Origin of the sequence: Pseudoalteromonas rhizosphaerae (genome assembly GCF_902498845.1) — a bacterium.
Lineage (GTDB): Bacteria > Pseudomonadota > Gammaproteobacteria > Enterobacterales > Alteromonadaceae > Pseudoalteromonas > Pseudoalteromonas rhizosphaerae.
In genome coordinates, this window is sequence record NZ_CABVLM010000006.1 from 303,767 (window position 1) to 328,874 (window position 25,108).

20 protein-coding genes are annotated in these 25,108 nt (G+C 38.9%); 10 read left to right on the forward strand and 10 right to left on the reverse strand.

Features of this window, described 5'->3' with window-relative positions; genetic code table 11:
• The first annotated feature begins 89 nt into the window (after window positions 1–89).
• Window positions 90–614 carry a DNA starvation/stationary phase protection protein Dps gene (gene dps, locus PSR9079_RS11810; RefSeq protein ID WP_149981768.1) on the forward strand — a complete coding sequence of 175 codons (525 nt, stop codon included), beginning with the start codon at window positions 90–92 and terminating at the stop codon, window positions 612–614.
• A gap of 122 nt (window positions 615–736) precedes the next feature.
• Here dps and PSR9079_RS11815 read toward each other — a convergent pair whose 3' ends face one another.
• Window positions 737–2,404 (reverse strand): methyl-accepting chemotaxis protein, encoded by a 1,668-nt coding sequence (locus PSR9079_RS11815; protein ID WP_149981769.1) that lies wholly within the window; start codon window positions 2,402–2,404, stop codon window positions 737–739.
• 457 nt (window positions 2,405–2,861) lie between these two features.
• On the opposite strand from PSR9079_RS11815, the gene PSR9079_RS11820 reads away from it, so the two are divergent.
• Entirely contained in the window at window positions 2,862–3,227 is a 366-nt protein-coding gene (locus PSR9079_RS11820) for a DUF2237 family protein (protein WP_149981770.1), read from the forward strand.
• A gap of 277 nt (window positions 3,228–3,504) precedes the next feature.
• Window positions 3,505–5,247, forward strand: a complete 1,743-nt coding sequence (locus PSR9079_RS11825; RefSeq protein ID WP_149981771.1) for a SulP family inorganic anion transporter — start codon at window positions 3,505–3,507, stop codon at window positions 5,245–5,247.
• Between the two features lie 7 nt (window positions 5,248–5,254).
• Here PSR9079_RS11825 and PSR9079_RS11830 read toward each other — a convergent pair whose 3' ends face one another.
• The gene (locus PSR9079_RS11830) at window positions 5,255–7,936 is read right to left on the reverse strand and encodes a DEAD/DEAH box helicase (protein ID WP_149981772.1); all 2,682 of its coding nucleotides are present in this window, start codon (window positions 7,934–7,936) and stop codon (window positions 5,255–5,257) included.
• Window positions 7,937–7,967: 31 nt separating this feature from the next.
• Window positions 7,968–8,666 (reverse strand): NUDIX hydrolase, encoded by a 699-nt coding sequence (locus PSR9079_RS11835; RefSeq protein WP_149981773.1) that lies wholly within the window; start codon window positions 8,664–8,666, stop codon window positions 7,968–7,970.
• A 186-nt stretch (window positions 8,667–8,852) separates the two neighbouring features.
• Here PSR9079_RS11835 and prs point away from each other — a divergent pair, with 186 nt between their 5' ends.
• Window positions 8,853–9,707 carry a ribose-phosphate diphosphokinase gene (gene prs, locus PSR9079_RS11840; RefSeq protein ID WP_149981774.1) on the forward strand — a complete coding sequence of 285 codons (855 nt, stop codon included), beginning with the start codon at window positions 8,853–8,855 and terminating at the stop codon, window positions 9,705–9,707.
• A 10-nt stretch (window positions 9,708–9,717) separates the two neighbouring features.
• A complete protein-coding gene (locus tag PSR9079_RS11845; protein ID WP_149981775.1) occupies window positions 9,718–11,313 on the forward strand; it encodes a nicotinate phosphoribosyltransferase in 1,596 nt (531 codons plus the stop codon).
• 210 nt (window positions 11,314–11,523) lie between these two features.
• On the opposite strand, the gene PSR9079_RS11850 is transcribed toward PSR9079_RS11845, so the two are convergent.
• The 4 genes from PSR9079_RS11850 to PSR9079_RS24255 all read right to left on the reverse strand — a co-directional run bounded on the left by PSR9079_RS11850 (window position 11,524) and on the right by PSR9079_RS24255 (window position 14,735).
• Window positions 11,524–11,973 (reverse strand): hypothetical protein, encoded by a 450-nt coding sequence (locus PSR9079_RS11850; RefSeq protein WP_149981776.1) that lies wholly within the window; start codon window positions 11,971–11,973, stop codon window positions 11,524–11,526.
• A gap of 59 nt (window positions 11,974–12,032) precedes the next feature.
• A complete protein-coding gene (locus tag PSR9079_RS11855) occupies window positions 12,033–12,347 on the reverse strand; it encodes a hypothetical protein (RefSeq protein ID WP_149981777.1) in 315 nt (104 codons plus the stop codon).
• An 88-nt stretch (window positions 12,348–12,435) separates the two neighbouring features.
• Complete coding sequence (locus PSR9079_RS11860; protein ID WP_149981778.1) at window positions 12,436–13,464, reverse strand: ISAs1 family transposase; 1,029 nt, start codon at window positions 13,462–13,464, stop codon at window positions 12,436–12,438.
• Between the two features lie 1,115 nt (window positions 13,465–14,579).
• The gene (locus PSR9079_RS24255; protein ID WP_404699602.1) at window positions 14,580–14,735 is read right to left on the reverse strand and encodes a hypothetical protein; all 156 of its coding nucleotides are present in this window, start codon (window positions 14,733–14,735) and stop codon (window positions 14,580–14,582) included.
• Window positions 14,736–14,895: 160 nt separating this feature from the next.
• Between PSR9079_RS24255 and PSR9079_RS11870 the strand changes: the two genes are divergently transcribed.
• A complete protein-coding gene (locus PSR9079_RS11870) occupies window positions 14,896–15,753 on the forward strand; it encodes a chitodextrinase (protein WP_149981779.1) in 858 nt (285 codons plus the stop codon).
• Window positions 15,750–16,904, forward strand: coding sequence for a KTSC domain-containing protein (locus PSR9079_RS11875; protein ID WP_149981780.1), 1,155 nt, complete (start codon window positions 15,750–15,752; stop codon window positions 16,902–16,904). The genes PSR9079_RS11870 and PSR9079_RS11875 overlap by 4 nt, the downstream gene beginning before the upstream one ends.
• A gap of 279 nt (window positions 16,905–17,183) precedes the next feature.
• On the opposite strand, the gene PSR9079_RS11880 is transcribed toward PSR9079_RS11875, so the two are convergent.
• Both PSR9079_RS11880 and PSR9079_RS24155 read right to left on the reverse strand, forming a co-directional pair.
• Window positions 17,184–18,782, reverse strand: coding sequence for a hypothetical protein (locus PSR9079_RS11880; protein WP_149981781.1), 1,599 nt, complete (start codon window positions 18,780–18,782; stop codon window positions 17,184–17,186).
• 32 nt (window positions 18,783–18,814) lie between these two features.
• Window positions 18,815–18,943, reverse strand: coding sequence for a hypothetical protein (locus PSR9079_RS24155; protein ID WP_016898921.1), 129 nt, complete (start codon window positions 18,941–18,943; stop codon window positions 18,815–18,817).
• 181 nt (window positions 18,944–19,124) lie between these two features.
• Between PSR9079_RS24155 and mads1 the strand changes: the two genes are divergently transcribed.
• The 3 genes from mads1 to PSR9079_RS11895 are packed head-to-tail and all read left to right on the forward strand — an operon-like array spanning window position 19,125 to window position 24,701.
• Window positions 19,125–19,298 (forward strand): methylation-associated defense system helix-turn-helix domain-containing protein MAD1, encoded by a 174-nt coding sequence (mads1, locus tag PSR9079_RS11885; RefSeq protein ID WP_058428373.1) that lies wholly within the window; start codon window positions 19,125–19,127, stop codon window positions 19,296–19,298.
• A gap of 9 nt (window positions 19,299–19,307) precedes the next feature.
• The gene (locus PSR9079_RS11890) at window positions 19,308–21,926 is read left to right on the forward strand and encodes an AAA family ATPase (protein ID WP_149981782.1); all 2,619 of its coding nucleotides are present in this window, start codon (window positions 19,308–19,310) and stop codon (window positions 21,924–21,926) included.
• A gap of 24 nt (window positions 21,927–21,950) precedes the next feature.
• Entirely contained in the window at window positions 21,951–24,701 is a 2,751-nt protein-coding gene (locus PSR9079_RS11895; protein WP_246175543.1) for an RNA-directed DNA polymerase, read from the forward strand.
• On the opposite strand, the gene PSR9079_RS11900 is transcribed toward PSR9079_RS11895, so the two are convergent.
• Window positions 24,702–25,108, reverse strand: a 407-nt coding sequence (locus PSR9079_RS11900) for a transposase (RefSeq protein ID WP_179959178.1), incomplete at its 5' end; no start/stop codon positions are given.

The following is a 25,108-nucleotide window of genomic DNA, read 5'->3' on the forward strand; positions in this document are numbered from 1 at the left end:
ATCGGCACAGCCATTGCTTTATATAAACTAACGCATGTTCATAGACTTTATTAGACGCTGTGAACATTCCTTATAAATCAGGAGGAATAATGAGTAACAATAACGAAACAAACAAAATCGCTGAATTTACTGCCCCAGGTATGAATGAAGAATCTGCAAAAAATACCATTGCTACACTTGATAACCGCATGGTCGCACTGATCGATTTACAATTGACTCTAAAACATATTCATTGGAATGTAGTTGGCCCAAATTTTATTGGCGTGCATGAAATGCTCGACCCTCAGGTTGAAGTGATCAGAGCAATGACCGACACCATCGCCGAGCGAATCGCTACGCTGGGCGGAGTTCCGGTTGGTACTCCAAAATCGATAGTTGATCGTCGTTCATGGCAAGATTACGCAATTGGTAAGGGCTTGGTAAAAGATCATTTAGTTGCGCTTGATAAAGTATACAATGGGATTAATGGCGATCACCGAAGTGCGATTGGCAAGCTATCAGAGCTCGATCCTGTATCTGAGGATATGCTAATTAGCCAACTTGCCGATTTAGAACAGTTTCAATGGTTTGTGCGTGCACACTTAGAATCGTCAACGGGCAAACTCAATAGCTAATCTAGCGGTTTTGTGTTCAGTTTAAACTGATTCATTTATATTTAAAGTCAAAGATCAGGCTATTTAAAGCCTGATCTTTATTTATTACTGCTCAACAATAATACCGCTATTTTTTGTTTATATTAGATCTTAAACTGACCTACCAAATCGCCTAAACTCTCCCCTCGACCAGCTAAGTGATGACTAACTGATGAGGTTGTTTTAATTGAACGAGTAAGCTCATTAACGATTTCTTGAATCGCAAAAACGTTACGGTTAATTTCCTCAGTTACACTACTTTGCTCTGTGGCAGCGGTAGCTATTTGCGTGCTCATATCGTTAATTGTGGTAACCGAGCTGGTTACCGCTCCTAAACTTTCAGAAATTGCGCGAGATGACTCAACTGAGCGATTACAGCTTTGCTGGCTTGCCAACATTGCCTTTACCGCAGCCGTGACTAGCGTATGTAACTCATTAAGCATTTCATTAATCTCTAACGTGCTCTCTTGTGTACGACTGGCTAAACTTCTCACTTCATCAGCTACAACCGCAAAACCACGGCCTTGCTCGCCAGCCCTTGCAGCTTCAATAGCCGCATTAAGGGCCAGTAAGTTAGTTTGCTCAGCAATGCCACCGATAACACTTAATACACTGTTAATTTTTTTAGATTGTTCACTTAATGAATTAACCTGTTCAGCAGCTTGATTAATCTCACTCATTAAATTTGAAACTTCTTCTAAAGAAACATCTACACATTTTTGAGCATTGGCAACATCTTGCGTGGCTGACTGGGTTGATACCGCCACTTGTGTGGTATTTTGCGCGACTTCCTGAGATGTTGCTGACATTTCGGTGATCGCCGTTGCTACCAGCTCAGTTTCATGATTATGGTTTACTAACTGATTTTCAATTAACTGTGTTTGTGTATTGATATCATTTGATGAATCTTTTACATCACGGGTTACATCTGCCACATTGGTGATAATGCTATGTAGTTTACTAACAAACACATTAAATGAATTACCCAATTGACCAATTTCATCGTTACTATGCACTTCTAAGCGCTTAGTCAGATCACCTTCGCCTTTTGCAATATCATCTAAGTTTTGCACCATATTGTGAATTGGTTTTACCATATTGTTTGCCGCAATTAAGGCAAAAAACACCGTCAACACCACCCAAAATAATGCAATTAATAACAGGGTCGTTACTTTTTCATTCATATGAGCTTGTATTGTTGCTTGGTACTTTGTTAGCTCAGCTTCAATATCATCCATATAAGCGCCCGTTCCTAGCATCCAATCTGTACCAGGAACCATCGCTGCATAGCCCATTTTTTCAACTAAACCCGTTGTATTAGGCTTTTGAAAATCATAATAAAAAGCACCGCCACCTTGTCTTGCTTGCTCAAGCAACCCAACAATTATTTTTTTACCATTGGGATCGGTCATGGCTATTTTATTTTGCCCTTCAATTGCATCACCCAATAACGCATGGAAAATACTAACGCCTTTTGTATCATAGATAAAAAAGTAACCATCTTTACCAAAAGTGAGATCTCGCAATGCATTTTTTGCATCTTCTTTAGTCCCCTTGGCTAGTTCGTAATTAATTATTTGGCGGCCTATCTCAACCTCAGTTGCTAATAAACTTTCTTTGTCAGCAATTAATTTTGTTTTAAACGATACAAAATTTTGCTGCTGATTTTGATACTCTAAATAATATGAGCTGGCCATTAAACTAATTAACAGCAGCGTGAGCGGCAAAATAGCTAATAGCAACAGCTTGTTTTTCAGACTTAGATTACTCATTTTTCCTCACGTGTAACAATGTAAAGCTCCATAGTATTGATACATCGAGAGCTTATAAAAACTGTAATTATACTGCCAATTACAATTAAGTGTTTATTTGAAATCAAAAGCTATTCAAATACCATATTCACATATATATAGATTCTGGATATAAGACAAACGTATAGTAGCTGCAAAGTTACCATAATAAATTTTTACCAGTACAGTAAACGTAAAAATTGCTAGCAAACAAAAACACAATTGCACAATAATTACACAACAAGCAACTATAAATGAATATTGAACTGATTTTGGCCTCGCCATTAGTTTAATAAACTGACGTTTAATATTTTTAATGGCTATGTTATTTGTGATCTCCATGCTATCTATCAATATTCAGCTTTTCATCCACCACGTTTTCACATAGTCTGAAAGCAGGCTCAATGTAAAACAATACAAATTATAACAAGGTAGTTTTATGAGCAATCAATTAAATGTATTAGGTACGCGCTTGCATTTGTGCTGCGGGAATACAGGCTACACTCGAGAAGGGTTTTGCTATGTCCCTGCATCTGATGTTGGTAACCACAGTGTATGTGCCATCATGACTGATGAATTTTTACAGTTTTCAAAAGCACAAGGCAATGACTTGATAACGCCTAATCCAATGTACGATTTTGCAGGCCTAAAGGCTGGTGATAAATGGTGTTTATGTGCCGTGCGCTGGCACCATGCGGTTGCTGAAAACGTAGCTCCGCCGGTTATACTTGAGGCCACCCATGAAAAATCGTTACAAGTAGTCTCTCTTGAAGTATTAAAGGCTCACCAATACTCTGCACGCTAAAAGTTTCTAATAAGCATTTACACACTCTAAGATAAAGCCATTGCTCTGCGCTGGTTTTATCTTAACCACCATCTAGTATGATATTAGCGATGTGGTAACACCAACCAGCTAATATCGCATATTCTTAAACTTTTTCATCAGACTTAACACTGAACCAAAAGTAGTCCTAAGTCTAAGTATCTGCTATTTATTAAAAAAATCCTCAACCCTGAGCTATACTTGTTGGTATATTAAATTTACTATCCAAGTGTGCTTACGATTAAATAAGGAAACTTTAGTGCTGTCGCGTTTGTATGATTTTATGCCGGGTTTAAACACTTTACTTCATTATGAACGAAAGTGGTTTGCTGATGATGTGAGGGCTGCGTTATCCGTTGCCGCCGTTGCTCTACCTGTTGCTATCGCGTATGCACAACTTACCGGGGTTAACGCCGCTGTCGGGCTATATTCATGCATATTACCTATGATTTTATATGCCTTGTTTGGTACTTCCAAACAATTGATTGTCGGACCCGATGCTGCAACATGTGCGGTTATTGCTGCAGTGGTGACACCTCTTGCAGCTGGGGACAGTGTTAAACACTGGCAACTGGTTGTAACTATGACCGCGATGACCGGTTTTTGGTGCTTTATTGCTAGCCGATTTAAATTAGGGGTATTAGCAGACTTCTTATCTAAGCCTATTTTAATGGGCTTATTAAACGGTGTTGCAATTACGATTATTGTCAGCCAATTTTCTAAAGTATTCGGTTTTACCTTCGATGACAGATATTTACTTGAACGATTAGGAGGTGTGCCTACTTATTTATCACAAACCCACATCCCGACTCTATTAATGGCCCTGTTTACCCTCGGTGTTTTTTTTGCCATGAAGCGACTAAAACCGACTTGGCCAGCATCGATGTTTGCTATCGCATTTGGTGCCCTATTAGTGTGGGTTTTTAATTTAAAACAGTATGATATCAACACAATTGGCACTGTAACCGGTGGCCTTCCTGTGTTTAACACCCCTATTTATGATATTGGTATTATTCGTGAACTTGTCGTGCCTGCACTTAACTTAGCAATAGTCAGCTTTGTCAGTATGATGCTTACAGCCCGCAGTTTTGCCGCTAAAAATGGTTACGACATAGATGCTGACAAAGAGTTTAGAGCGTTAGGTATTGCGAACATTGGCTCTGCTTTATCACAAGGTTTTGCAGTCAGTGGTGCAGACTCTCGTACAGCTGTTAACGATGATTCCGGTGGTAAAACGCAATTAGTGTCGATTATCGCAGCGGGAATTATTGCTGTTATCGCCCTATTTTTAACCGCTCCCCTAGAATTTATTCCCAGTGCAGCATTAGGTGTTGTGCTTATTATTGCTTCAATCCATTTATTAGACTTAAAAGCCGTTTGGCAATTAAAGCGTAAAGACAAACAAGCATTTTACCTTGCGCTAGCCACCTTATTCGCAGTGTTATTTATTGGCGTAATACCAGGCATCACTCTCGCTGTACTATTGGGGTTATTCCAGTTTATTCGCACCGTAATGCGCCCTACCGACAATATATTAGGCGTTGATATTAAGGGCGTTGTTAGGAGCCTTGATGCCACAGATAAAGCAAAGTCAGTACAAGGAGTCTTTATTTATCGTTTTAATTCTCCTTTAACTTACTTTAATGCCGGTTACTTTAAACGGCGTTTGCTAGAACAATATGCGCGGCAAAAAGACGACACGCAATGCGTTATTATCGACGCAGTCCCCTGCTTCACCCATTTAGATTTAAGTGTCATGGCCATGCTCGCCGATTTAGACGTGATATTTAAAAAGCGTGATATTCGATTAGAACTAGCTGGCAGAAAGCGGCAATTACTATCATGGTTTGAAATTGCTGGTATGACATCCGGTAAAGAAGGCATCTACGTGCATTCAGATCTCTATATCGCCTTACAAAAAAACAGTGTCAGCCAATCAAGTGCCGAAGTAAACTTATTCGAAACTAAAGAAGTTAAAGATGCCAGTACACAACAAGCCTAAATAAATATTAAGTCTTGTTGTTACTCATCTTCAACCTACTAACAATTGCTTGTATACAGGTATCTCTATCGACAATCCATAAGCCATAGCTTATGGGTAGCATTTCAATATTGGCACGACTAAATAGCTTATAGGTATCCAGTTCAAAGAAATCAGCCCAAGGTCCAGGGTAACCAATCAGATCGACTGCTAAGTAGCGACCATGGTAGCGGCATAAAATATCAACCTCGGTCCCCGCAACAGCATACCCAGGCCATGTTTCTATCTGCAATTTCATCAGCTCTTGTATTACATCACGTTGAAAATCATCGACATCAGACAAACACGTATGAGCGGCTGCAAACTCACTTACCGAGTCTAAGTAACGTCTTAATAAATAATGTTCTGGTAACTGTGTTTCATCAATGGATAAAAATAAATGCTGTGCTTGTCTTGCCCGCGTTATAGTCACGTTAAAAACATCTGCTTTATTTAAATATACTGCCGCACGTTTTGCATCATTATCGACGGCAAAAGAGATCAACATAACATCGCGTTCCTCCCCCTGAAAACCAAAAGGAGTGGCGGCTCTGAGCTTATGCTTAGTTATTTCGGCCTCACTAAAATTAGCGTCTATTTGCTTTGCTATAAAATCTGCTTGGCTTCGAAATGGCGAAACAATTCCGATACTGTGATAAACACCCGCTTCTCGATCATCACTCATTTGCTGTTTTATGCTCGCGATTACAGCGTTGGCTTCGAGCTGATTAACGCCATTTTTATCTCTTTCACCATTAACGCGATGGATAAATAAATGCCCACTGCTTGTACAAGGGCGATGCTGCATTACTTTTAATTTTGATTGATAAAAATAGCGGTTACTAAAATGAATTAACTCAGGTTTACTTCTAAAATGCTCATCTAAAAAGGCTAATTGCTGATCGCTATTGAGTGTATTTAATGTCAAATCTAAAATTGAATTATCACGATAACTAACAACCCCCTCACTCGAGAGTGATAGTTGATTCTTAGTGCGAAGCTGAGCCTCTTTTGATTTTGCTAAAAAAGAGTAATGCCTTAATTGCTTTGTATCGCCAACTACAAGCGCTCGTTTTGCACGATAAAGTGCTGGTAAACAACTGCTAATATTGCACTGTGTTGCTTCATCGATAATAACTAAATCAAACATTTGCGGCTTTAAGGGTAATACCCTATACAGCGAATTCAAACTCACTAACCACACAGGAAACGCCGCTAGCAATGATGAGTATTCTATATTATCAAACAGCTCAAACTGCCTTTTAGAAGTACGACTGCGAATAGCCTGATTAAACGCCTGCAGCGATTTACGCTGAGTGTTAACTAACGTTCGCAAATTAGTATTCTTTAACACTGTTAAATAACGACTAGCCAGCAGCTCTCTTTTTGTTTGTTGATCGTTAATTTCATCTAAAGCAGACCACTGTTTTGCAAGCTTTTTAATACTGCGCTGAGCCCACTTGAGATATAAATTGCTTAACCATTGAATGTCTTTATCTTCAAGCCTTTTAAGGCGTTGACCTCGGATTATCGCTTTGCGACAAAACTTATCAAACCGTTGCTCTAAATCATTAAGTAACACATTTTGTGCTTTTAGCTCTGATTCAAAAATAGCAGGGGCTTTTTCCTGCTCATCCGCTAAATAACCAGACAATAAGTCTGCAATATACGCTTTTAGATTTTTTAAAAACTCTTTTTGCCCAGCCCTGATTGATACTTCACTTAACGCAAAATTCTCATTCAATTTATCGGCAATCACATCAAGTGCCGGGTCATTATTCGCGACAATAAGTACTGACTCACCTCGCGCCATGTGCTCTGCAGCAACTGCGGCAATGGTATAACTTTTCCCTGTACCTGGCGGCCCTGACACACAGCCTAAATGCGCATTAGCAGCAATCGAAATAACTTTCTTTTGTGGTGCTGACAATAAGCCTGGTAAGTAGTCATACTTTAACGACTTAGCCGTGTTCGGCGGCAAATCATTTGAAATTAAAGCATCTATAGGGGGCGAAAGCATCTTTGAGGCTATTATTTCTTCGAGCTCATGGATCACCCCTCGACTGCTGCTTGAACGTTCAACAAACACCAGCATAGAGGCAGGTAAAAGTGTCAAATTTTTACTTTTTAAGGCTTTTTTTATTTTGGCATAATTAACAAGCTCAGGATAATTTAAAAGTTCAAATACGTTTAGCGCTAATGGGCTTTGTTTTAATAATGAAGTCCAAAAATAAGCTGATTGAATATCGGCAGTTTCATCAAGAGGTTCTGCTTCTGGCATTAACAGTTGGGTGAGCGATTCATTAATTTCAGGTTGAGAGTCGATAACCGAAAAGTAATAATCATCATCTTTTTCTATCACGGCTTCATTAAATAAGATAGGTGAAACAACTTGTTTTATCTCACCTTTTATCTCAAGCTTGCCGACTAATATAAAACGCACATACAACAAAACACGTTCACGTTGATATACCTCAACACGCTTTATCATTTGCTCAGCAAACTCTTGAGGAATTGGCAGTCGCGGTAAAAAACCCGAGCCTAAGTCATCTCTCCCTTCAAGTACTAAGCAGTCTTGTTTTTTTAATTTACTCAAATCCCATAAATTTAAATCCGCGCTATCTTCTTTATAGCAATCGCGATAATAAGAAAGTACATTTCGCTTACTCACATTTAAATTCCATTTTGACTAGATCTAGTAATTAAACACTCAAGTTACGTTCAAAGTTCACAATATCTACATCAGGTTTTACTTTATATAGCTGCGCTAAGCGACCACCAGACTTCACTTTTTCATCGACTTTTTCAAACATATCAGCGGCTTCAATACGCCTAATAATACTCTTTCGCTGTACTGGTTTACCAAGAATAGTTTCAATTACTAACTTAAACTGTCCAACAGTAAAGTGCTCTGGTAAACAATATACTGGGATCATTGAATAAAGCGCTTTCTGTTTTAACCGCTCTTTTGCTTGTTCAATTATAAACTTATGATCAAAAGCGACGGGTAATTCAGTTAGTTTATTTAGATCTATCCATTTTGCATCATCAACAGTTGCTATATGAGTTGATACTTGCGCCTCTGCAATTAATGCAAAATAAACCAAAGTAACACTAAAACCTCTGGGATCTCGGTTAACTCCTGAATACGTTTGTAATTGCTCTAAATACTGAGGGGCAACACTGGTTTTTTCTTTAAGTTTACGCAGCGCAGTCATGCCAACATTGTCATCAATATCAACATTTACAAATCCGCCAGGGAGCCCCCATCTACCAGCAAAAGGCTCGCTTGCACGCTTTACCATTAAAACCTTTAAAGCGCCCTCTTTAACTGTGAACAGTACACTGTCGACTGTAAATAAAGGGTTTTTATATTCAGTAATATCGTAATGATTAGCCACAATATGCTCACGCTAAGTTAATGTCTTAATGACACAATAAATCAAACACTTCTCAATTTCAACCTATAGCACAATCATACACCTATCATAAGTTCAGTAATTTAGTTTAAAAAATAGCTTGAATGTAATGAGTACATTTGATAACTTGTTTGTGTCGTTAGGACACAAACATTCAAAGGACAAAAAATGAAAGTATTTAGCTATGACTCAGCAGGAAGTAAATCGTTAATCGATTATGATAATTTCACTTTTTCTGGTGGTGAAGAACATGTCAGATTTAATACCGCTAATTTTTCAGACTCTAAAAAAATAGAGATTTTTGAACGGCTAACCAACTCTTCAAACATGGTTAGATTAATGATTGCTGTCGATGCGTTAAAAAGATTAACAAATGAAAGCACACCTATTGAACTTGTTATTCCTTACTTTCCTTATGCACGCCAAGATAGAGTATGCGTTGAAGGAGAAGCTTTAGGTGCTGCTGTTATGGCAAAGTTTATTAATAACTTAAACTTTGCAAAAGTTACTATTTGGGATGCCCATAGCGATGTATCTCCAGCTTTAATAAATAAAGTGACCAATATTGAACAAATTTCGCTACTCGCCCGCTGCGAAGAGCTAAGCCAACGTTTGTCACAAGGAGAGCTGACCCTTATTTCTCCTGATGCGGGCGCAAGCAAAAAGACCATTAAAATTTCAGAAAAGTTCAATGGTGTACCTGAGGTTATTCAAGCACAAAAAGTCAGAAACTTAAAAACAGGCGAAATAATCAAAACAGAAATTATTGGCGATGTTAAAGGTAAAAGCGTGCTGATTGCCGATGATATTTGCGATGGTGGCAGAACATTTATTGAGCTTGCCAAAGTTCTAAAAAATAATGGTGCAGTTGAAGTTTCTCTTTTTATTACCCACGGTATTTTTTCAAAAGGGCTTGATGTTTTTGAAGGACTAATAGACAAAATTTACACGACTGACTCGTTTAAACCAGCTAATGAATTTAAACATAGTAACAACATTAATTTAGAAATTATTGAGATGTAAGGAAAACACCATGACTATTATAGCTGCAAGTATGCAAAAAGATGTTTATAAAGAATTCCATAGCCGCGCCTATCACCCTGACGTAAGTGAAGTATATGCAAACTTCACATCAAGAAGCGGAAAGCTTAGTAACATAGAAAATAACGATAAAGTGGCGTTTGTTGGTCTACAGTACTTTATTAAAAGCTACCTTTTAGAAGAATGGAATGAGTTTTTCAAAGTGGATAAGGCAACAGCAGTTGCTAATCACAAACGTATTATGAGCTCAATGCTTGGTTATACTGTTGATGTAAAGTATTTAGAAGACTTACATGACTTAGGTTATTTACCATTGAAAATAAAAGCATTACCAGAGGGAACGCTAGTCCCTTATTTAGTTCCGCCTATGACAATCGTCAATACTAAAGCCGGTTTTCAATGGTTAACAAATATGATTGAAACGGTACTAAGCTGCGAAAACTGGCCAATCCAAACAAGTACCACAACCTCTGTTGCCTATTTAAAAGTATTTAAAGAATTTGCACAAAAAACAGCAATGCCTATGGAGTTTGTGCCTTTCCAAGGGCATGACTTTAGCTTTAGAGGGATGTTCGGCAAACATGCTGCCGCTATGAGTGGTTTTGGTCATTTAGCATCAGGACTGGTAGGCACAGACACCATTCCTGCTGTTTTATTTGCCGAAAAATATTACGGCGCTAATGTAGATAACGAGCTTGTAGGTTGCTCTGTTGATGCAACAGAACATTCGGTTACGTGCTCATGGATCATGGAAGGTGAAATTGAGTTTTTCAAATACTTAATGAAAGAGCAGTCACCAAAAGGAATTTTAAGCGTTGTTTCTGATACCTGGGACTTTTGGACGTTAGTAACTGATTACTTACCACAATTAAAAAACGAAATCATGGCGCGCGACGGCACGTTAGTTATACGCCCAGACTCAGGTGATCCGGTTAAAGTACTCACTGGCTATACTGTTTCACCGGTATCTGATTACAGTGAACTATTCACCACTCAAGATGAAGCTGAAAAAGAAGTCTTACAAAAAGGTTTTGAGGCATACCGTTTTAATGGCCAATATTTTGGCTTTGAAGATAACAACACCATTGAACTGATGGAATGTGAAGTAAAAGGGCTCATCGAATGTTTATGGGATATATTTGGTGGCACAACAACGCCAAAAGGCTACAAGCTACTTGATGAACACATTGGCGCTATTTATGGTGATGCTATAACGCTAACCCGTCAACGCCAAATTTTACAAAGGTTGATGGATAAAGGCTTTGCATCAAAAGTCGTATTAGGTATTGGCTCTTACAGCTACCAATATGTGACTCGCGATACACATGGCTCAGCAGTAAAAGCAACGAGCGTAGTCAAAGCTGGTGAACGCTTAGCTATTTTTAAAGATCCTAAAACTGATGCAAAGAAAAAATCAGCAAAAGGGCTCTTAAAAATAGAGCTAGTCAATGGCGAGCTCACCTTGTTTGATGACGTAACCGAGCAAGAAGAAGCACAAGGACTGCTAGAGGTTGTTTTTCAAGACGGTAAATTAGTAAAAGAAACCACCTTGAATGAAATTAGAGAGTGTATAAACCAGCAAATTTAAACCACAGCTGGGGTTTAAGAGGTAATGTTTAAAATCGTTATATGAATAAACCTTACCTTGAACTGTCAGATTTGGTTAGTGGGATTCAATCAAATCTGACAGTCGCATATGCGTCATTTCGGTCATTCCAACAAAAAGTAGCAAAAAGCAAGATGCTACCTCATACGCCTTGTTAGCAGCTCTTTGTTATGGCTTGCCACGTAGAATGCTTTATAACAGTTCATAATTACGCCCCACCAAATTACCTACTTGGGGAATGGATGCCAAAAACTCTGAGTTCAATCTAAGCTTGGCTCTAAACTCTTCATGTACAATACAGTCATCTATAAAAGGCCCTGCAGAATTTGCGTTTATACCGCAGTAAAATGAGATCGCATACATCGCTGCAAACGCAATGTCGGGATTTTTGCTACCTGTCATTTTAACGAGAATATCTTGAGCAACTGCTCCGTACTGAGTACATAAAATACTGACCAAGCAGCCCTGCCATTGAAGACTTCTGTTTTGCGATACTTCGCTAAGTGTTTTCCAATCTTGCTCGTCAAATTTTTCGATAAGCTTTTCAGCCATTTCGGACTCCCCGCCATCATACCAATCCATTGATTCGTGATCGCTCTTGTTAAGGAAATCATCTAATTTTTTGAATGCAGTGGATGTCATATCGTTCTCAAAAAGCCTCAACGCCTTGCTCAGCTGCATTTTTGGAGTGGAGCAATTTGTTAAATATTAATATTTTTCAATTTACACCGATTTAATACTTTTAAGTATTTTTCGTTTTCTGTTGTGTTTTCGTTTATTAGAATTTCGTGCATCCATTCGCAATCAGTATCTCTTAAAAACGTTTCATAACCATTCATTTTCAAAAGTGAGCTTATATCGAATTTAGCTTCTCCTCCTCCACTTGCGACACCTCTGCCAATGACTTCACCTGCTCGAAAATAATACTTATTATCATTTTCTTCCAACATTAGGTAGTGAATTTCTGGTGGGTTTCTATCAAGATGTTGCACTTCTGAAACCAAATGTGTAGCCATAGTTTATTCCACTGTAATATTTAACGAGCCTTTAGATTAACTCGTTTTTAATTTATGTTTATTGACAGGGCAAGAGCATGAAAAAAGTCTATGATTTCAATACCTTTTCAAGGTAATCTGTACTGCGCATAGCTTTTTTCTGTTTTGCGGGCATGCCTTTATTAAAGCTTGTTTCTGCTTTTAGCTGATTAAATGCGATGTGTCTCAGCCCCGCAAATACAGGTGCTGCACCTTCACGCCCAATTCGGCAATCATCTTCTTTAAATCCGACATCTAAACGCCAATGTAATCCATTCTCTATTTGCCAATGTTGCCGTGCGGATCCTGCGAGTTCTTCCGCCGATAAATATGCTGAACTGATGTAGTATCTATAGCATAACTCATTGCTTACTTTGTTTTTTTCTTTCCTATAAGAAACAATAACTCCCACTGTTTTGGCATCTTTCCAATTGCTCGTTTCTGATAAATCACTTACGTTATGACTAACAGCACAACACCTGAATTCTTCTCTGTTTTTATGATAATCGGCTTCATTAAACAAAACTCCTTTGGACGCTTGTCGTGTGACCTCAGGTAATAAAGCATTCTCTATTTGTGACAGCAATCCTTTATGGTTCGCTTTTACTACAAGTAGGTAATCGGCTTGTTTATCCACTATTGTCTCTGCAATTGATTTTTGACACCCCATCGCGTCAATCGTGACTAAGCAGCCTTTTATCTCCAGTAATTCAAGAAGCTCTGGTAACGCTGTTATTTCATTCGACTTTTTATCAACAGGGCATTGCGCCAAAACAACACCATTTTCGCAGGCAAATGCACTGACCATATAAAGTGCATCGCGCCTATCTGACTGATTAAATGAACCTTTCAATCGCTTACCATCAATCGCAACTACATCGCCCTGAGTTAATTTAGAGCAGTCTTTCATCCAAGAAGAAAAAGAATCTTGAAACTGCGTCATATCAATGCGACTCATCACACGAGCGATTGTGTCATGGCGAGGGATACCTTGCTCAAGAGGAACGCACTTCCTGAGCCAATCTAATCTATCATGGCCAAAATCTTCAATATCTTCCCAGCCTTGGCACCCAGATATGACAGCGCTGACAGCTAAGATATGATATCAAAAAGTTTATGGACAACTTTACCCTGCTGGCGAGGGTCGTCAATTGATTCGAAATATTTAAATAGTTGAATATCATGCATGGGGGCTCCTTAAAAAGGAGTATAAGATCATACTTTTAAGTCAAGGTAAAGTTCGTGATCTTGCCCTGCCCTTCCCCCGTCATCACGCCCTGAAAATAAGCAATTGATGAGTAATTCATTTCATGGATGAAATGAAAGCCATGCTTGCACATGGATGTGCTTTCATAGCGCTTACGTTCACATCAATTAATTATTTGAAAGATTAAGCGGGGCGCCGTGGGTGACTAGTGACCGAAACGAAGTTTCGCAGCGCGAGGAAGTGGAAGCATGGATGCTGACAGGAACTCAGCTTCAGGGATGAATTGCTTGCAGCAGAATCAATTTGAAAACCGATCGCCCCTTGGTTGCCGCCAGCAAGCTAAACCTTGAATAAGGTTTAAAATGTAGGTCGCGGATTTATCCCGACAAAAGTTAGCAAGTTAGCAAGTTAGCAAGTTAGCAAGTTAGCAAGTTAGCAAGTTAGCAAGTTAGCAGTAAAAACCATCAGCCAAGGTGATACAACTTTTTGGGCTAAAGCCCAACCAACAATCACACGCGCCAGCAAGCTCAGCGCCTACGGTGGTTAACTATAACAATAGTGTTAAACCATTCGTGGCTGAAGCCATCACCTACAACAATACTTAACCTCTGTGTAGCAAAGCGCCTCAGTGATCTCAGTGGTGAAATTCACTTTTCGCCCTAAAGAACGACCTACAAACAATGCATATTTACGTACTTGGGAGTTGGTAATGATATTGGAGAATCGTAGGTTCTCGTTGCGCTCTACCCAACCTACAAACCCACGCGCTAGCAAGCTTAGCGCCTACGGTGGTTAGCTCTATCACTGGTGTTAAATCTTTCGTGGCTAAAGCCATCTCCTACAAAAATACTTAACCTCTGTGTAGCGAAGCGCCTCTGTGAACTCGGTGGTGAAATTCACTTATCGCCCTAAGAACGACCTACAATTTAAACCACACCAGTAGGGTTTCGTTGCACTCTCCCCAACCTACGCCACTTGCGTTGTAAGGCGAAAGTTAAGTGCTTTTATCACTTGAAAAAAGTTTCGCAACGAGTTTTGGTTTTACCATTCACCGCCTTATACGAGCTTCCACGATTTAATCCTGTTGCGTTAGCAATATCGCTCACGCCATGCTTTTTCACCAAAGATCTGAAAGGGGTCACCCATAAGAAGCTTCCGATCATGCTGACGACTGTGCTTTATTGATCTCTGTATTCAAAAACCAAGTATTGCTACTTTTCAAACTCATTAATGATTTTGAAATATTTAATCCTCCCACCTTGCATTTACCTAAAAAGTGAACTTAATTAAAAAGTAATGGAACTTCATCAAAAGGAATTTGCAATGACTAAACTCATCATTATTGCTTGGTTACTTTTTTGTTCGCATGCTTACGCGACAAATATTTTTAAGCTTAACCCAGAATCTAAAAATGTAGATTTAACTTCTATTCAACCAAACCACCCACAATGGAATGCCAGCTCAATTTATGTAGCCGGCGATGTTGTGACTCACAACAACAGCTTATTTATTGCCGCTTTTTGGGTTAAAGGCATTGAACCGATAGAAAACCAACCCCATTGGGATGGTTGGATTTGGCTGCAAAATACTGTGATAGAAAAATGGCAAGCAAACAAAGTGTATCAAGGTGGCAACCTTGTAAAACACGGAGCCGACTACTACCTTGCCCGCTACTGGAATGAGAATAACGAACCCGCCCCCCACAGTAGTTGGCAAAAAATTAAAGATTTATTTTACCAAACCCCAGATTTACCACCTGAACACCCTGACGACTATAAAACGCTGGACGGTGTTGATCAAAATGACAACGGTATCCGCGACGATTATGAGCGCTATGTGTATGAAAAGTTTGATTCTCCACAGCTCATCACCTTTAGTTTAGGTGCCGCTTCAACATTACAACTGGTTATTGATATAGAGCAGGGCCGTATACCAAATTTAGATACTGAGATCGGTAAGCAGATTATTTTGGATATGATTAACATAAGCTACTGTGTTCGATATTTACAAAATTCACACCCACACTTTAGAGAACCCGAAGTTTTATACTTTAATACGATAGATAGAGCTTACGCGAACCGAAAAAGCCAAAATAAAATTAGTGACTATATTGCTTGGGATGACGACTTTCATTTCGGCGCTGATAGAGACTGCAAAATACTTAAGAAGGACATAAAATGAAAGCTACATATATTTTGTTCTTACTTATATTTCCAATTTTTACTTATGGTAATTATCAAGCACTAGATCGGTACTGCTCTAAAAACATTGATAATGTACGCATTTTCTATGTAAATGGTATGCGGACTAATATCAAGCAATACAAAGCTAATTTAAATGAATTAAGTTACTTTCAAGATTCTTATCTACCAGAATTTAAAAAAGGAGCACTTCCTGCGGGAAGTCATAATAAAAGTGAAGCTATATTTATGCAAATATATGAAGTCGCACAGCAAAAGTATAGTGACTTGCCCGTATTTTCACCTGAGTATCGTATAATAACTGCAATAATTGGAGGCACTGTTAGCTCACTATCAGATATAGATATCGCTCAAATTGAGTCTGTTTTACAGGATGTATTTACTGAAGTAAATTACTCTATTATTGACGAGACAGACTATAAAAATGCATTTCAAAGACTTCAATTTCAGATGCATTCTTGCAACCGTATTATTCTTATTGGTCACTCGCAAGGTAACTTTTACACCAATGCTCTTTTTGAGGAAACCATATCTACTTATCAATATAGCGACGGGTATCTTGCTTCCGATTATCCACTGGTTAGCCTAGCCGCAATAGCAACACCAACAAGTTCAATAGGAGGAAGTTTGGGGGAGGAATATAAAGAGATCATTTCACACCTTACACTTGACGAAGACTGGGTCATACGAGCCGTAAGGATTTTATTTGGTAGTTTACCTTCAAACTATTCTGCTGAGTCTTTATTTGACTCAACTGGTCATGGGTTAATTGATGCATACCTAAGAAATAATGCAGTTGCAAATGCAATAAGTGCTAAAATTGAAGCTTCTATTTTAAACCAAACTCCTTTCCCCTTATTTGAACAACACCCTGTAAATTCAGATGCTTTTTCACACATCGGCTATTCAACGATTAATAAAATTCTTGATCTCAAATTTGAATCAGGAAGTGTTTATCGTTATTACAATATACCTATTTTAGTATGGGATGAGTTGTATTACTCAACATCAATGGGGAAGGTTTTTAATGATAATATTCGAGGCCAATACCCTTTTGATAAGTTAGATATTGAAAGTATGACTTATCTAAAAATGACGTCACTTGAACCAGTTGCAAAAGTTGAAAAATAACTAAACATTGGACTAGAAATAAAAAAAGGTGAGCCACTTCAGCTCACCCTTTTTAATAATTATTGTTTGGGAATAGAGATTGGATTCCCAATCTATAATTTCATTCCCAAACTATAATAACTCTGATCATTAAAATGTGGTTGTTGAATATAGTTTGCAACTGCCACATATTATAACTCAATAAATTAAGTTGGGCTTTTTTCAAATAAAAAATGCAACTATAGCGTTAATCTATTTCTCTTCCTCGCACTCGTTCTAAATAAAGTTTGCAACTAAGATTTATAGTTGAGCGTAATGCATATTATGATTACCCATTAAATTGTACAAACTTTTCAAATTACCTTCTGACTCTGGGTCATCCCAACCTCTCAACCACCTTACTTCGATACCCAAATATTGTGCCCAAGCCACTGCTTTTTTCATTTCTTTAAATTTACCATTTTTAGCGCATGACTCTATGTACTGGTTAACAAGCAGATATTGATTCCGACCAGCACTATACTTAGCCTGATTAAACGCTTGCTCATAATACATATAAGATTTTTCGAATGATTTATGATGGTAGTAATAATTTGCATAACACCAATTACATAACCACCCCAAAACATTATCAAGCTCTGCTTGCTTCAATTCATTATGATAATTATCGATGTTATCCAAAGAATCATAGTTATTCTTTAGTAACATACCTTCATTAAGTAACTCGATAAATTTTGATGGTATCTCTTTTATAGCTGGAGTTAATGCCAGTTGTGTTAGTACTTGGTGGCCCATAAAAGAGCCAACATGAGCTAAAACTAATTTAGCCTTTTCTATTTTGTTTAATTCTTGAAAAGATTCATGCGCTATATAACTTTGTAATACCTCAGTACCGTGCCCAATAGCTAATGCATAATGCTCCCAATGCCTAGAAACCTCATAAAAATAAAGCCGATTAATATCAACTTCACTTGTTAAACCGATAGATTTTTTTAAACCCTTTATTGATTTATCTAACTTTGAATTTATGCGGTATAACCTACCAGATTGACCTTTAACATGATCAATGCAACTAATTAAAAATTCACGACCAAAATTACTTTCCAGTTCTCTAAAACAATAAGAAGAAACCCGCCCAATAAATAAGATTATTTTTAAGCGCTGCTTTTCTGATTTACTAAGTAACCTTCTTAAAGAGCCATTAGAAGGACACTCCAACAACGACAATGAATATTCCAAATTGTTAAACAGTGAACTAATACTTGGAATTTGATCAGTTGTGCTCCAATGCTGAGCATTTTCTAAGTTCTGGTTTGCTCTGTAATCATCCACACTTTTATCTGGGTAGTGAAATGATGATTGGCTAATAGATAAAGACTCATAAATGAGTTGCCATGCTTTCCTTAATGGCCAGTTAATATTTTTCCCTTCAATATCGGGCAAAGCCCATACTTTTAAGTTTGGTAGATTGAGCTTTGAGGCTGGAACATTTATCCTCAAATAGTTTTTATAGAAAGAAAGTAAAATCCGATCTAATAAATATTGTTGAATAAACCATTTTAAAGAATTTCTTTTATTGAGATATGTACCATCATCAGCTAAAACACTTTTATAAGTGACGAGCAGGTCTTCGACAGCTTCCAATACCATACAAATAACTCTCTCTTCACCTAAAGCACTTTCAAGCAATAATCTAAGTGAATCAATTAACTCTTCAAGCTTACCATCAATTTTCGAGCTTTCGTCAGCCAAACGTTTTAACTTGGTTTGCAGCTTTTTCTTGTTGCTCTCGCTCAAGAATGAATTACTTCTATCCTTTTGTGCCAGAAGCCCAGTAATATTAAAAATCTCACGAACGAGCTCACCGATAGTCGGGAATGTAGCTTTATTATTTTCCATTTAAATAAAGGGCCTCAAGGACCCATTCCTTATTATTTTTTGCCACTTTTAGGAGCAGCATTACCTCTATCTCCACCTGATTTATTGCCTGTAGTAGATGGCCAGTTACCACCTGGGCCTGGATGACTAGAAGCGGGTTTTGATGAATTAGATTTTGCCATAATAATATCCTCAATAGTTAATAAAATAGAAACAACACTTCTTTGCTGATTCGAGTTTTACTATAACTTTGCTATTTAATTCTGACTTCTGGCATTTTGGAAACAAAAAAGCCAATTGAGATCAATTGCTAATTCCTCAATTTTCTCATACTATCAATTTGTTTACATACAGAGATTAAACATGGCCGATGATATTTTGACCATTCAAGAGGTCGCTACGTACTTAAAGCTAAATGAAAAGACGGCATACCGTCTTGCAAGTGAAGGAAAATTACCCGGCTTTAAGGTGGGTGGAAGTTGGCGCTTTAAACGCGTAGATTTAGAGCAATGGATTGAAGAACAAAAACAAAAATAAGGGATTATTATGATTAGGGCTGAATATCAACGCTTTATGCAAACACTACAGGGTCAAAATGCAACGGATTCTGTGCGCAAAGTAGCAAATATAGTTTCAGCCCATTTTGATGAATTACTGCCCTTATCTACTCACCAAGGGCAACGTATTCGTAAGATGGTCGAGCTATGCCAAGTCAATTGGGATAACTCGGCGACTAATATTCCTCCACTCGTAGAGCAAGAAGTGATACAAGAAGTGCCACTATCGCGTTTAAAAACCTTGGAGGTGGGACCATTTAGAGGGTTTGCGCGGAAAGAAATATTTGATTTAAATAGTCGATTGGTATTGATTTATGGTCCAAATGGAACGGGGAAATCAAGTTTTTGTGAAGCGCTAGAATTCACTCTTTTAGGTAACGTTGCGGAAGCAGACAGCAAACGATTTCGTGATCAAAACGAATATCTGAGGAATGCTTTTGTAAATCAGCTGGTAGCCCCCTCCTTAGTCGCGTGTGATATGCAAGGCAACGATGTCGCTATAGTTCCGAATGAGTCAGCCTTTCGTTTTTGTTTTGTCGAAAAGAACCGCATTGATAGCTTTTCCCGGATTGCTGCACAAGCCCCAGCAAAGCAAACCGAGCTTATAGCAACACTATTTGGTCTAGAAGCATTTACAGAGTTTGTCCGTAATTTCACGTCGGATATTGGTGGTCAGTATATCGATTTACAAGGCCAACTAGCATTACATCTAGCTCAAAAGGAACAAGGATTACAAGTGGCGCGTCAGCAAATACAGGCAAGCGCTACCGAACTACAAAGAATAGCTGCCGAAGAGTTAAAACTAGCCAATAGCTACAGACTTGGTATCAGCTTTGAACAATTGATTCTTGAACTGAACGGTAATGGTCAAGCTCTGGGTCGTATTGCACAGTTAGAGTCTGAACTACAGCAGCCACCTCCGCCTAAAAGCTACCTCATTGCTGCTACGTTTGAGGCGATAGGTAACGAAGCGTCAGCGTTAGTCAATGAATTAAGACAAAGCCAACAGCAACTGGCCGATGCAAGTCAACAAGTTTCATTTAAACAACTATATGAAGCAGTAGTGCAGGTTCAACAGAGCAGCCCTGGTTTGTGTCCGGCCTGCAAGACTCCATTGCAACAAGTTCAGGTAAATCCATACACAAATGCCGGACAAGAATTAACCAGATTGCAGCAGTTAGGTGAACTTCAGCAAAAAGTGGGTCAACTTGAACAAAACGCATTGCAAGCAATATTTAAGGTTGGGCAATCGCTGAATACCTGTCTGCAATTTTTCTCAGTGAATAACCCCTTAAAACCATTTGAACTGGTTAACATGCAGCCTGGGTTACAGTGGTGGGGTTCACTATTCACTCCGTTACCAGATACTTCTGTTGCATGGCAACACTTAACCAGTCAAATCCATCAACTAGAGACAAATGATAGGCTAGCGGAAGAAGCCATTCGACAGAGAGACAATAAACAGGCCGAATTAAATCGCCTCCGCAATATCGCACAACAAATAACAGTATTAGCAACGCAGAAGCAAACGACCTTAGGTAACCAAGCTAACGCTCAAAGACTGATTGATAATTTTCAAAATGAAAATGCACAACTTATTGCAAACGTCGAAGCTGAAAGGCCTTCCATCGCACGGAATCATGAAATAGTAGCTGCATATGCGATGTTTGTTCAAAAGCTTACAAATTACAATAATAGCTTGCCCGCACGGTTAGTCGCTGACTTAGGAGAATTGGTTGTCCAATTGTACAACTCGTTCAATCGAAATGATGCTCAATCGGAACTATTGGCTGACGTAAAGCTACCATTAGCACCAAACCAACGGTTGCGAATAGCATTTCAAAATCAACCTGAACAGTTATTTGATGCATTGCATATCCTAAGCGAAGGCCACGTACGTTGCTTGGGCTTAGCCATACTGTTAGCTAAAAATTTGAAAGAGCAAGCACCTGTTTTAATTTTTGATGATCCTGTCAATGCGATTGATGACGACCATCGAGAGTCCATAAGACGAACTCTATTTGAGGACCAGTACTTTATGGACAAGCAAATTATACTTACGTGCCATGGTGAAGAATTTTTCAAGGATATACAGAACTTACTGCCAGCTGCGGATACTCGTAATGCAAGACTTCTAAGCTTCCTACCACGGTTAGGTGAGCAGCATGTCCGTGTTGATTTCAATTGTGCGCCTAGAAATTATATTTTGGCCGCTCGTAATCACATGATTAGAAATGAAGTGAGGGATGCGTTGGCAAAGTCACGACAGGGATTGGAGGCACTTACAAAAGGGAAAGTCTGGAAATATGTAAGTAGGTTCGGTGATGGAAACTTGAGTTTGAAGTTCCGTTCAGCATCTTCGCCAATTGAGCTAAGAGGCTTAACCGAGCAGTTACGTAGCAAGATTGCTAAAGCTGACTTTTCTGATCCTAATAAAGCCAGCGTTTATGATCCAATAGATCAGCTTTTGAACCGCAGTGGAGACTCTCGAGAATGGCGTTATCTAAACAAAGGAACACATGAGGAGAATGATCGTCTCGAGTTTGATCGTCAAACGGTTGAATTAATTATTATGTCGCTTGAACAAATAGATGCGGCGCTGCAATAGCATATTTAAATAGGAATACGCATCATGGGGTATAGAGCAGAATTTACAGGATGGGACTCAATAACAATAGAAGATCTTCTTGTTGCATACCGAAAAGCAAAAGCCGACTGTTTCTTCGAAAACACCTTTCCAACAGCCATTAAATTCGCTGAATACGAGCAAAATCTACTCACCAACTTAAAAGCTCTGTTAGGTCAATTGCAAGCCGATGCTGGTTTTGCTGAAAATGTAGAATTACTTGGGGATTTTCGTTTACTGCCCAAGAAGCTATCCACTGAAAGAAAATCAGATTCAGGCGACAATGGCCACGTTCATTTCTCAAAACCTGATAGAGCGGTTGAAAGCCTGTTTAAAAATTACAATGTAGTGCCTGAGTTTAGAATTGTCGGCGACTTCCCTGTAAATACCCACATTATTTCTGCATTGTGGATCAATATGATTGGTCACAAGTTTGACGCCAAACTCGACGATAGCTGCTACGGAGCCAGACTCAAACGAATTAGTAATGATGAACTGATTACAGAAGATAATGAAAAGCCATTTCATATCAGCTCTGTAGGCTCTTTTGTACCGTATTTTCAACCTTACCAAAAATGGCGTAACGATGGCTTAAAAACAATAAGAGAAGAGTTGGAAAAAGACCGAGATATAATTGCTGTATCTCTGGACTTAAAAAGTTACTACCATTTTATAGACCCGCTAATTACCTCCGCTTCAGCACTTATAGAAGCTCTAGATTTGAACTTGTCTGATGAAGAAAAATCCTTCACTAAGCAGCTATCACTATTTCTTAATGCGTGGGCTAGCGGCGCCACCAAATTTGGTAAATCAGTAGGTGGCAAAAAAGCAAAAATAAGCGGCGGGTTAGTTATTGGTTTGACATGTAGCAGAGTCATTTCGAATGCTTTATTGCACAAGTGGGACCGGCTTGTTATCGAAAAGCTCTCACCTATTCACTATGGCCGTTACGTTGATGATATGTTCCTTGTGTTGCGCGATACAGGGAAAATATCAAATAGCCAAGACTTTATGCTTTTATTACAAGAGCGAATGGGTGAAAAGTGCATTGCACAAAGTCCCAAAACCAATAAAGTGTGGGTAATTAATCAAGGCGACGACGTACAATGTAACTCCAAAATATCGCTTCAGTCAGACAAACAAAAATTATTTGTCCTACAAGGCCGTGCTGGCTTAGACCTGTTGGATAGTATCGAAAAGGAAATATACGAATTATCTAGTGAACATCGTCTCATGCCCTCGCCCGACCAATTGGAACATTCAACCGCAGCTAAAGTACTCTCAGCTGCTGGAAGTGTGGGTGAAAATGCAGATACTTTAAGAAGAGCCGATGGATTAACGATCCGTCGTCTGGGTTGGTCACTACAATTGCGTCATGTAGAAACCCTAGCTAGGGATTTACCGCCGAATCAATGGAAAGAGCAAAGGGAAGAATTCTACCAATTTGCCCATAATCATATATTGCGGGCAGACAATCTCTTTGCCCATTTTAATTACTTACCTAGATTGCTTGGATTTGCAATCAGCATGAATGAATGGGAACAAGCTGAACAAATCGCAGTGAAGTCCTATCAAGCTATAGATATACTAGCCAAAGAGATAGGCAGAGGAGAGAAAGTTCGAATCAATGGGTGTGATGCTAAAGTCTTGAAAGATCTTTGGGGTTACATAAAAGGTACCTTAACTTGGTTATTTATTGATGCCGCTACACGCTACCATGATCCAAGTAAACTATTCCTTGGAGAACGCTCGAGTAGGAAAAAGCGCCTAGCAAACTTGTTCTTAAAACAAATTGTCGAAACGCTCAGTGATTTTGAAACACTACTAAAGCTTAGTTTTGATGTAGCAGAGTTTGAGAATAAAGCCCCATTAGTCGCATCGGCAGATCTAGCAAAAGAAGCATACAAGCACATAATAAATAGTCGTTCCGCTGAGCAGTTAGTTGGTAAGCGAAATGCAAAAAAAGAAAAGCAAATTCTGAATTTGCTCGGTGATTCTGGGGTTATTGATGTACCTATATTTGAGCAGTTTATTAACTCTACCCGAAAAACGAGACTAGGCAACGTCACTAAAGGGCAAAAGAAAAACGACAGCTTCCTGCCGTATCTCTTCCCAACTAGACCTTTATCTCCACTGGAAATATCTGAGCTAGCCCCTGAATGTGTTGGTTTACCCTCTGCATCCGGAAAACCTCCAGTATTTGGCCCCTCTGTTACATGGGCAAAATACACGCAAGTACTTCGTGGTGTATGGATAAAGCCAACCCTACTTGCTGCTGAGCAAGATGCTGATGAAAAACCTCCAACAACCCGGAAGAAATTCATTAAAGTAGGTACGGACAGCAAAGATAAAGTGATCGTGGCGCTAACTAATCTTCGCACTGAGGACAACGACTGGGCATCGACAGCTTGCAACAAACCTAATTTAAGTCGGAAACGTTATCAAAAAATTTCTAAATTGGTTAACGATGTTCTGAAATTAAAACCAAAACCTGATTACGTACTTTTTCCTGAACTATCGATTCCGCTGAAATGGCTGAACAGTATTGCTGCTAGATTAAGTAGCGCAGGAATAAGTCTTGTTGCAGGAACAGAGTACCAACACGTTGGAGCTAATAAGATATACAGTGAGGCCTCAATGGTTTTGGCGGATAACCGACTCGGTTATCCCACCTTTGTCAAAATTAGACAACCTAAACTTGAGCCAGCTGTTGGTGAGGACAAAGAGCTTACTAGTACTTCGTCACACAAATTTTGACTAGTTGAGAGCACCGTAAGCTCTCTCTAGTTTTTCACGTGCTGAATCAACATTAAACATCCAATTTATACTGACGCCTTCTTTATTTCGGCGCCATTCCCACGCCGTGAGCTCTGTCTTTAACTCTTCCATATTTGCTATGCGCCGATCTAAGCATTGCTTATTCATATTGCCAATTTCTATCTCGACCATATTCAACCAACTCGCATGTTTAGGTGTGTAATGGAACTCTATTTTATTTAAAATACGTCGTGCTTCTTGCGGTGAAAATGCTTTATATAACGCACCTTCCGTATGAGTCGATAAGTTATCTAGCACGACACGAATTTTATTCGCATGTGGGTAGTGTTCATCGACTAAGTCCTTCATACAGTGAGCAAAATCAACTTTCGTTTTCCTCTGTGTTG

Excerpts from the sequence above, each read along its gene's own strand:
- dps (WP_149981768.1), top strand. The coding sequence starts at position 90 with ATGAGTAACAATAACGAAACAAACAAAATCGCTGAATTTACTGCCCCA.
- PSR9079_RS11815 (WP_149981769.1), bottom strand. The coding sequence starts at position 2,404 with ATGAGTAATCTAAGTCTGAAAAACAAGCTGTTGCTATTAGCTATTTTG.
- PSR9079_RS11820 (WP_149981770.1), top strand. The coding sequence starts at position 2,862 with ATGAGCAATCAATTAAATGTATTAGGTACGCGCTTGCATTTGTGCTGC.
- prs (WP_149981774.1), top strand. The coding sequence starts at position 8,853 with ATGAAAGTATTTAGCTATGACTCAGCAGGAAGTAAATCGTTAATCGAT.
- PSR9079_RS11845 (WP_149981775.1), top strand. The coding sequence starts at position 9,718 with ATGACTATTATAGCTGCAAGTATGCAAAAAGATGTTTATAAAGAATTC.
- PSR9079_RS11850 (WP_149981776.1), bottom strand. The coding sequence starts at position 11,973 with ATGACATCCACTGCATTCAAAAAATTAGATGATTTCCTTAACAAGAGC.
- PSR9079_RS11855 (WP_149981777.1), bottom strand. The coding sequence starts at position 12,347 with ATGGCTACACATTTGGTTTCAGAAGTGCAACATCTTGATAGAAACCCA.
- PSR9079_RS24255 (WP_404699602.1), bottom strand. The coding sequence starts at position 14,735 with ATGATCGGAAGCTTCTTATGGGTGACCCCTTTCAGATCTTTGGTGAAA.
- PSR9079_RS11870 (WP_149981779.1), top strand. The coding sequence starts at position 14,896 with ATGACTAAACTCATCATTATTGCTTGGTTACTTTTTTGTTCGCATGCT.
- PSR9079_RS11875 (WP_149981780.1), top strand. The coding sequence starts at position 15,750 with ATGAAAGCTACATATATTTTGTTCTTACTTATATTTCCAATTTTTACT.
- PSR9079_RS11880 (WP_149981781.1), bottom strand. The coding sequence starts at position 18,782 with ATGGAAAATAATAAAGCTACATTCCCGACTATCGGTGAGCTCGTTCGT.
- PSR9079_RS24155 (WP_016898921.1), bottom strand. The coding sequence starts at position 18,943 with ATGGCAAAATCTAATTCATCAAAACCCGCTTCTAGTCATCCAGGCCCA.
- mads1 (WP_058428373.1), top strand. The coding sequence starts at position 19,125 with ATGGCCGATGATATTTTGACCATTCAAGAGGTCGCTACGTACTTAAAG.
- PSR9079_RS11890 (WP_149981782.1), top strand. The coding sequence starts at position 19,308 with ATGATTAGGGCTGAATATCAACGCTTTATGCAAACACTACAGGGTCAA.
- PSR9079_RS11895 (WP_246175543.1), top strand. The coding sequence starts at position 21,951 with ATGGGGTATAGAGCAGAATTTACAGGATGGGACTCAATAACAATAGAA.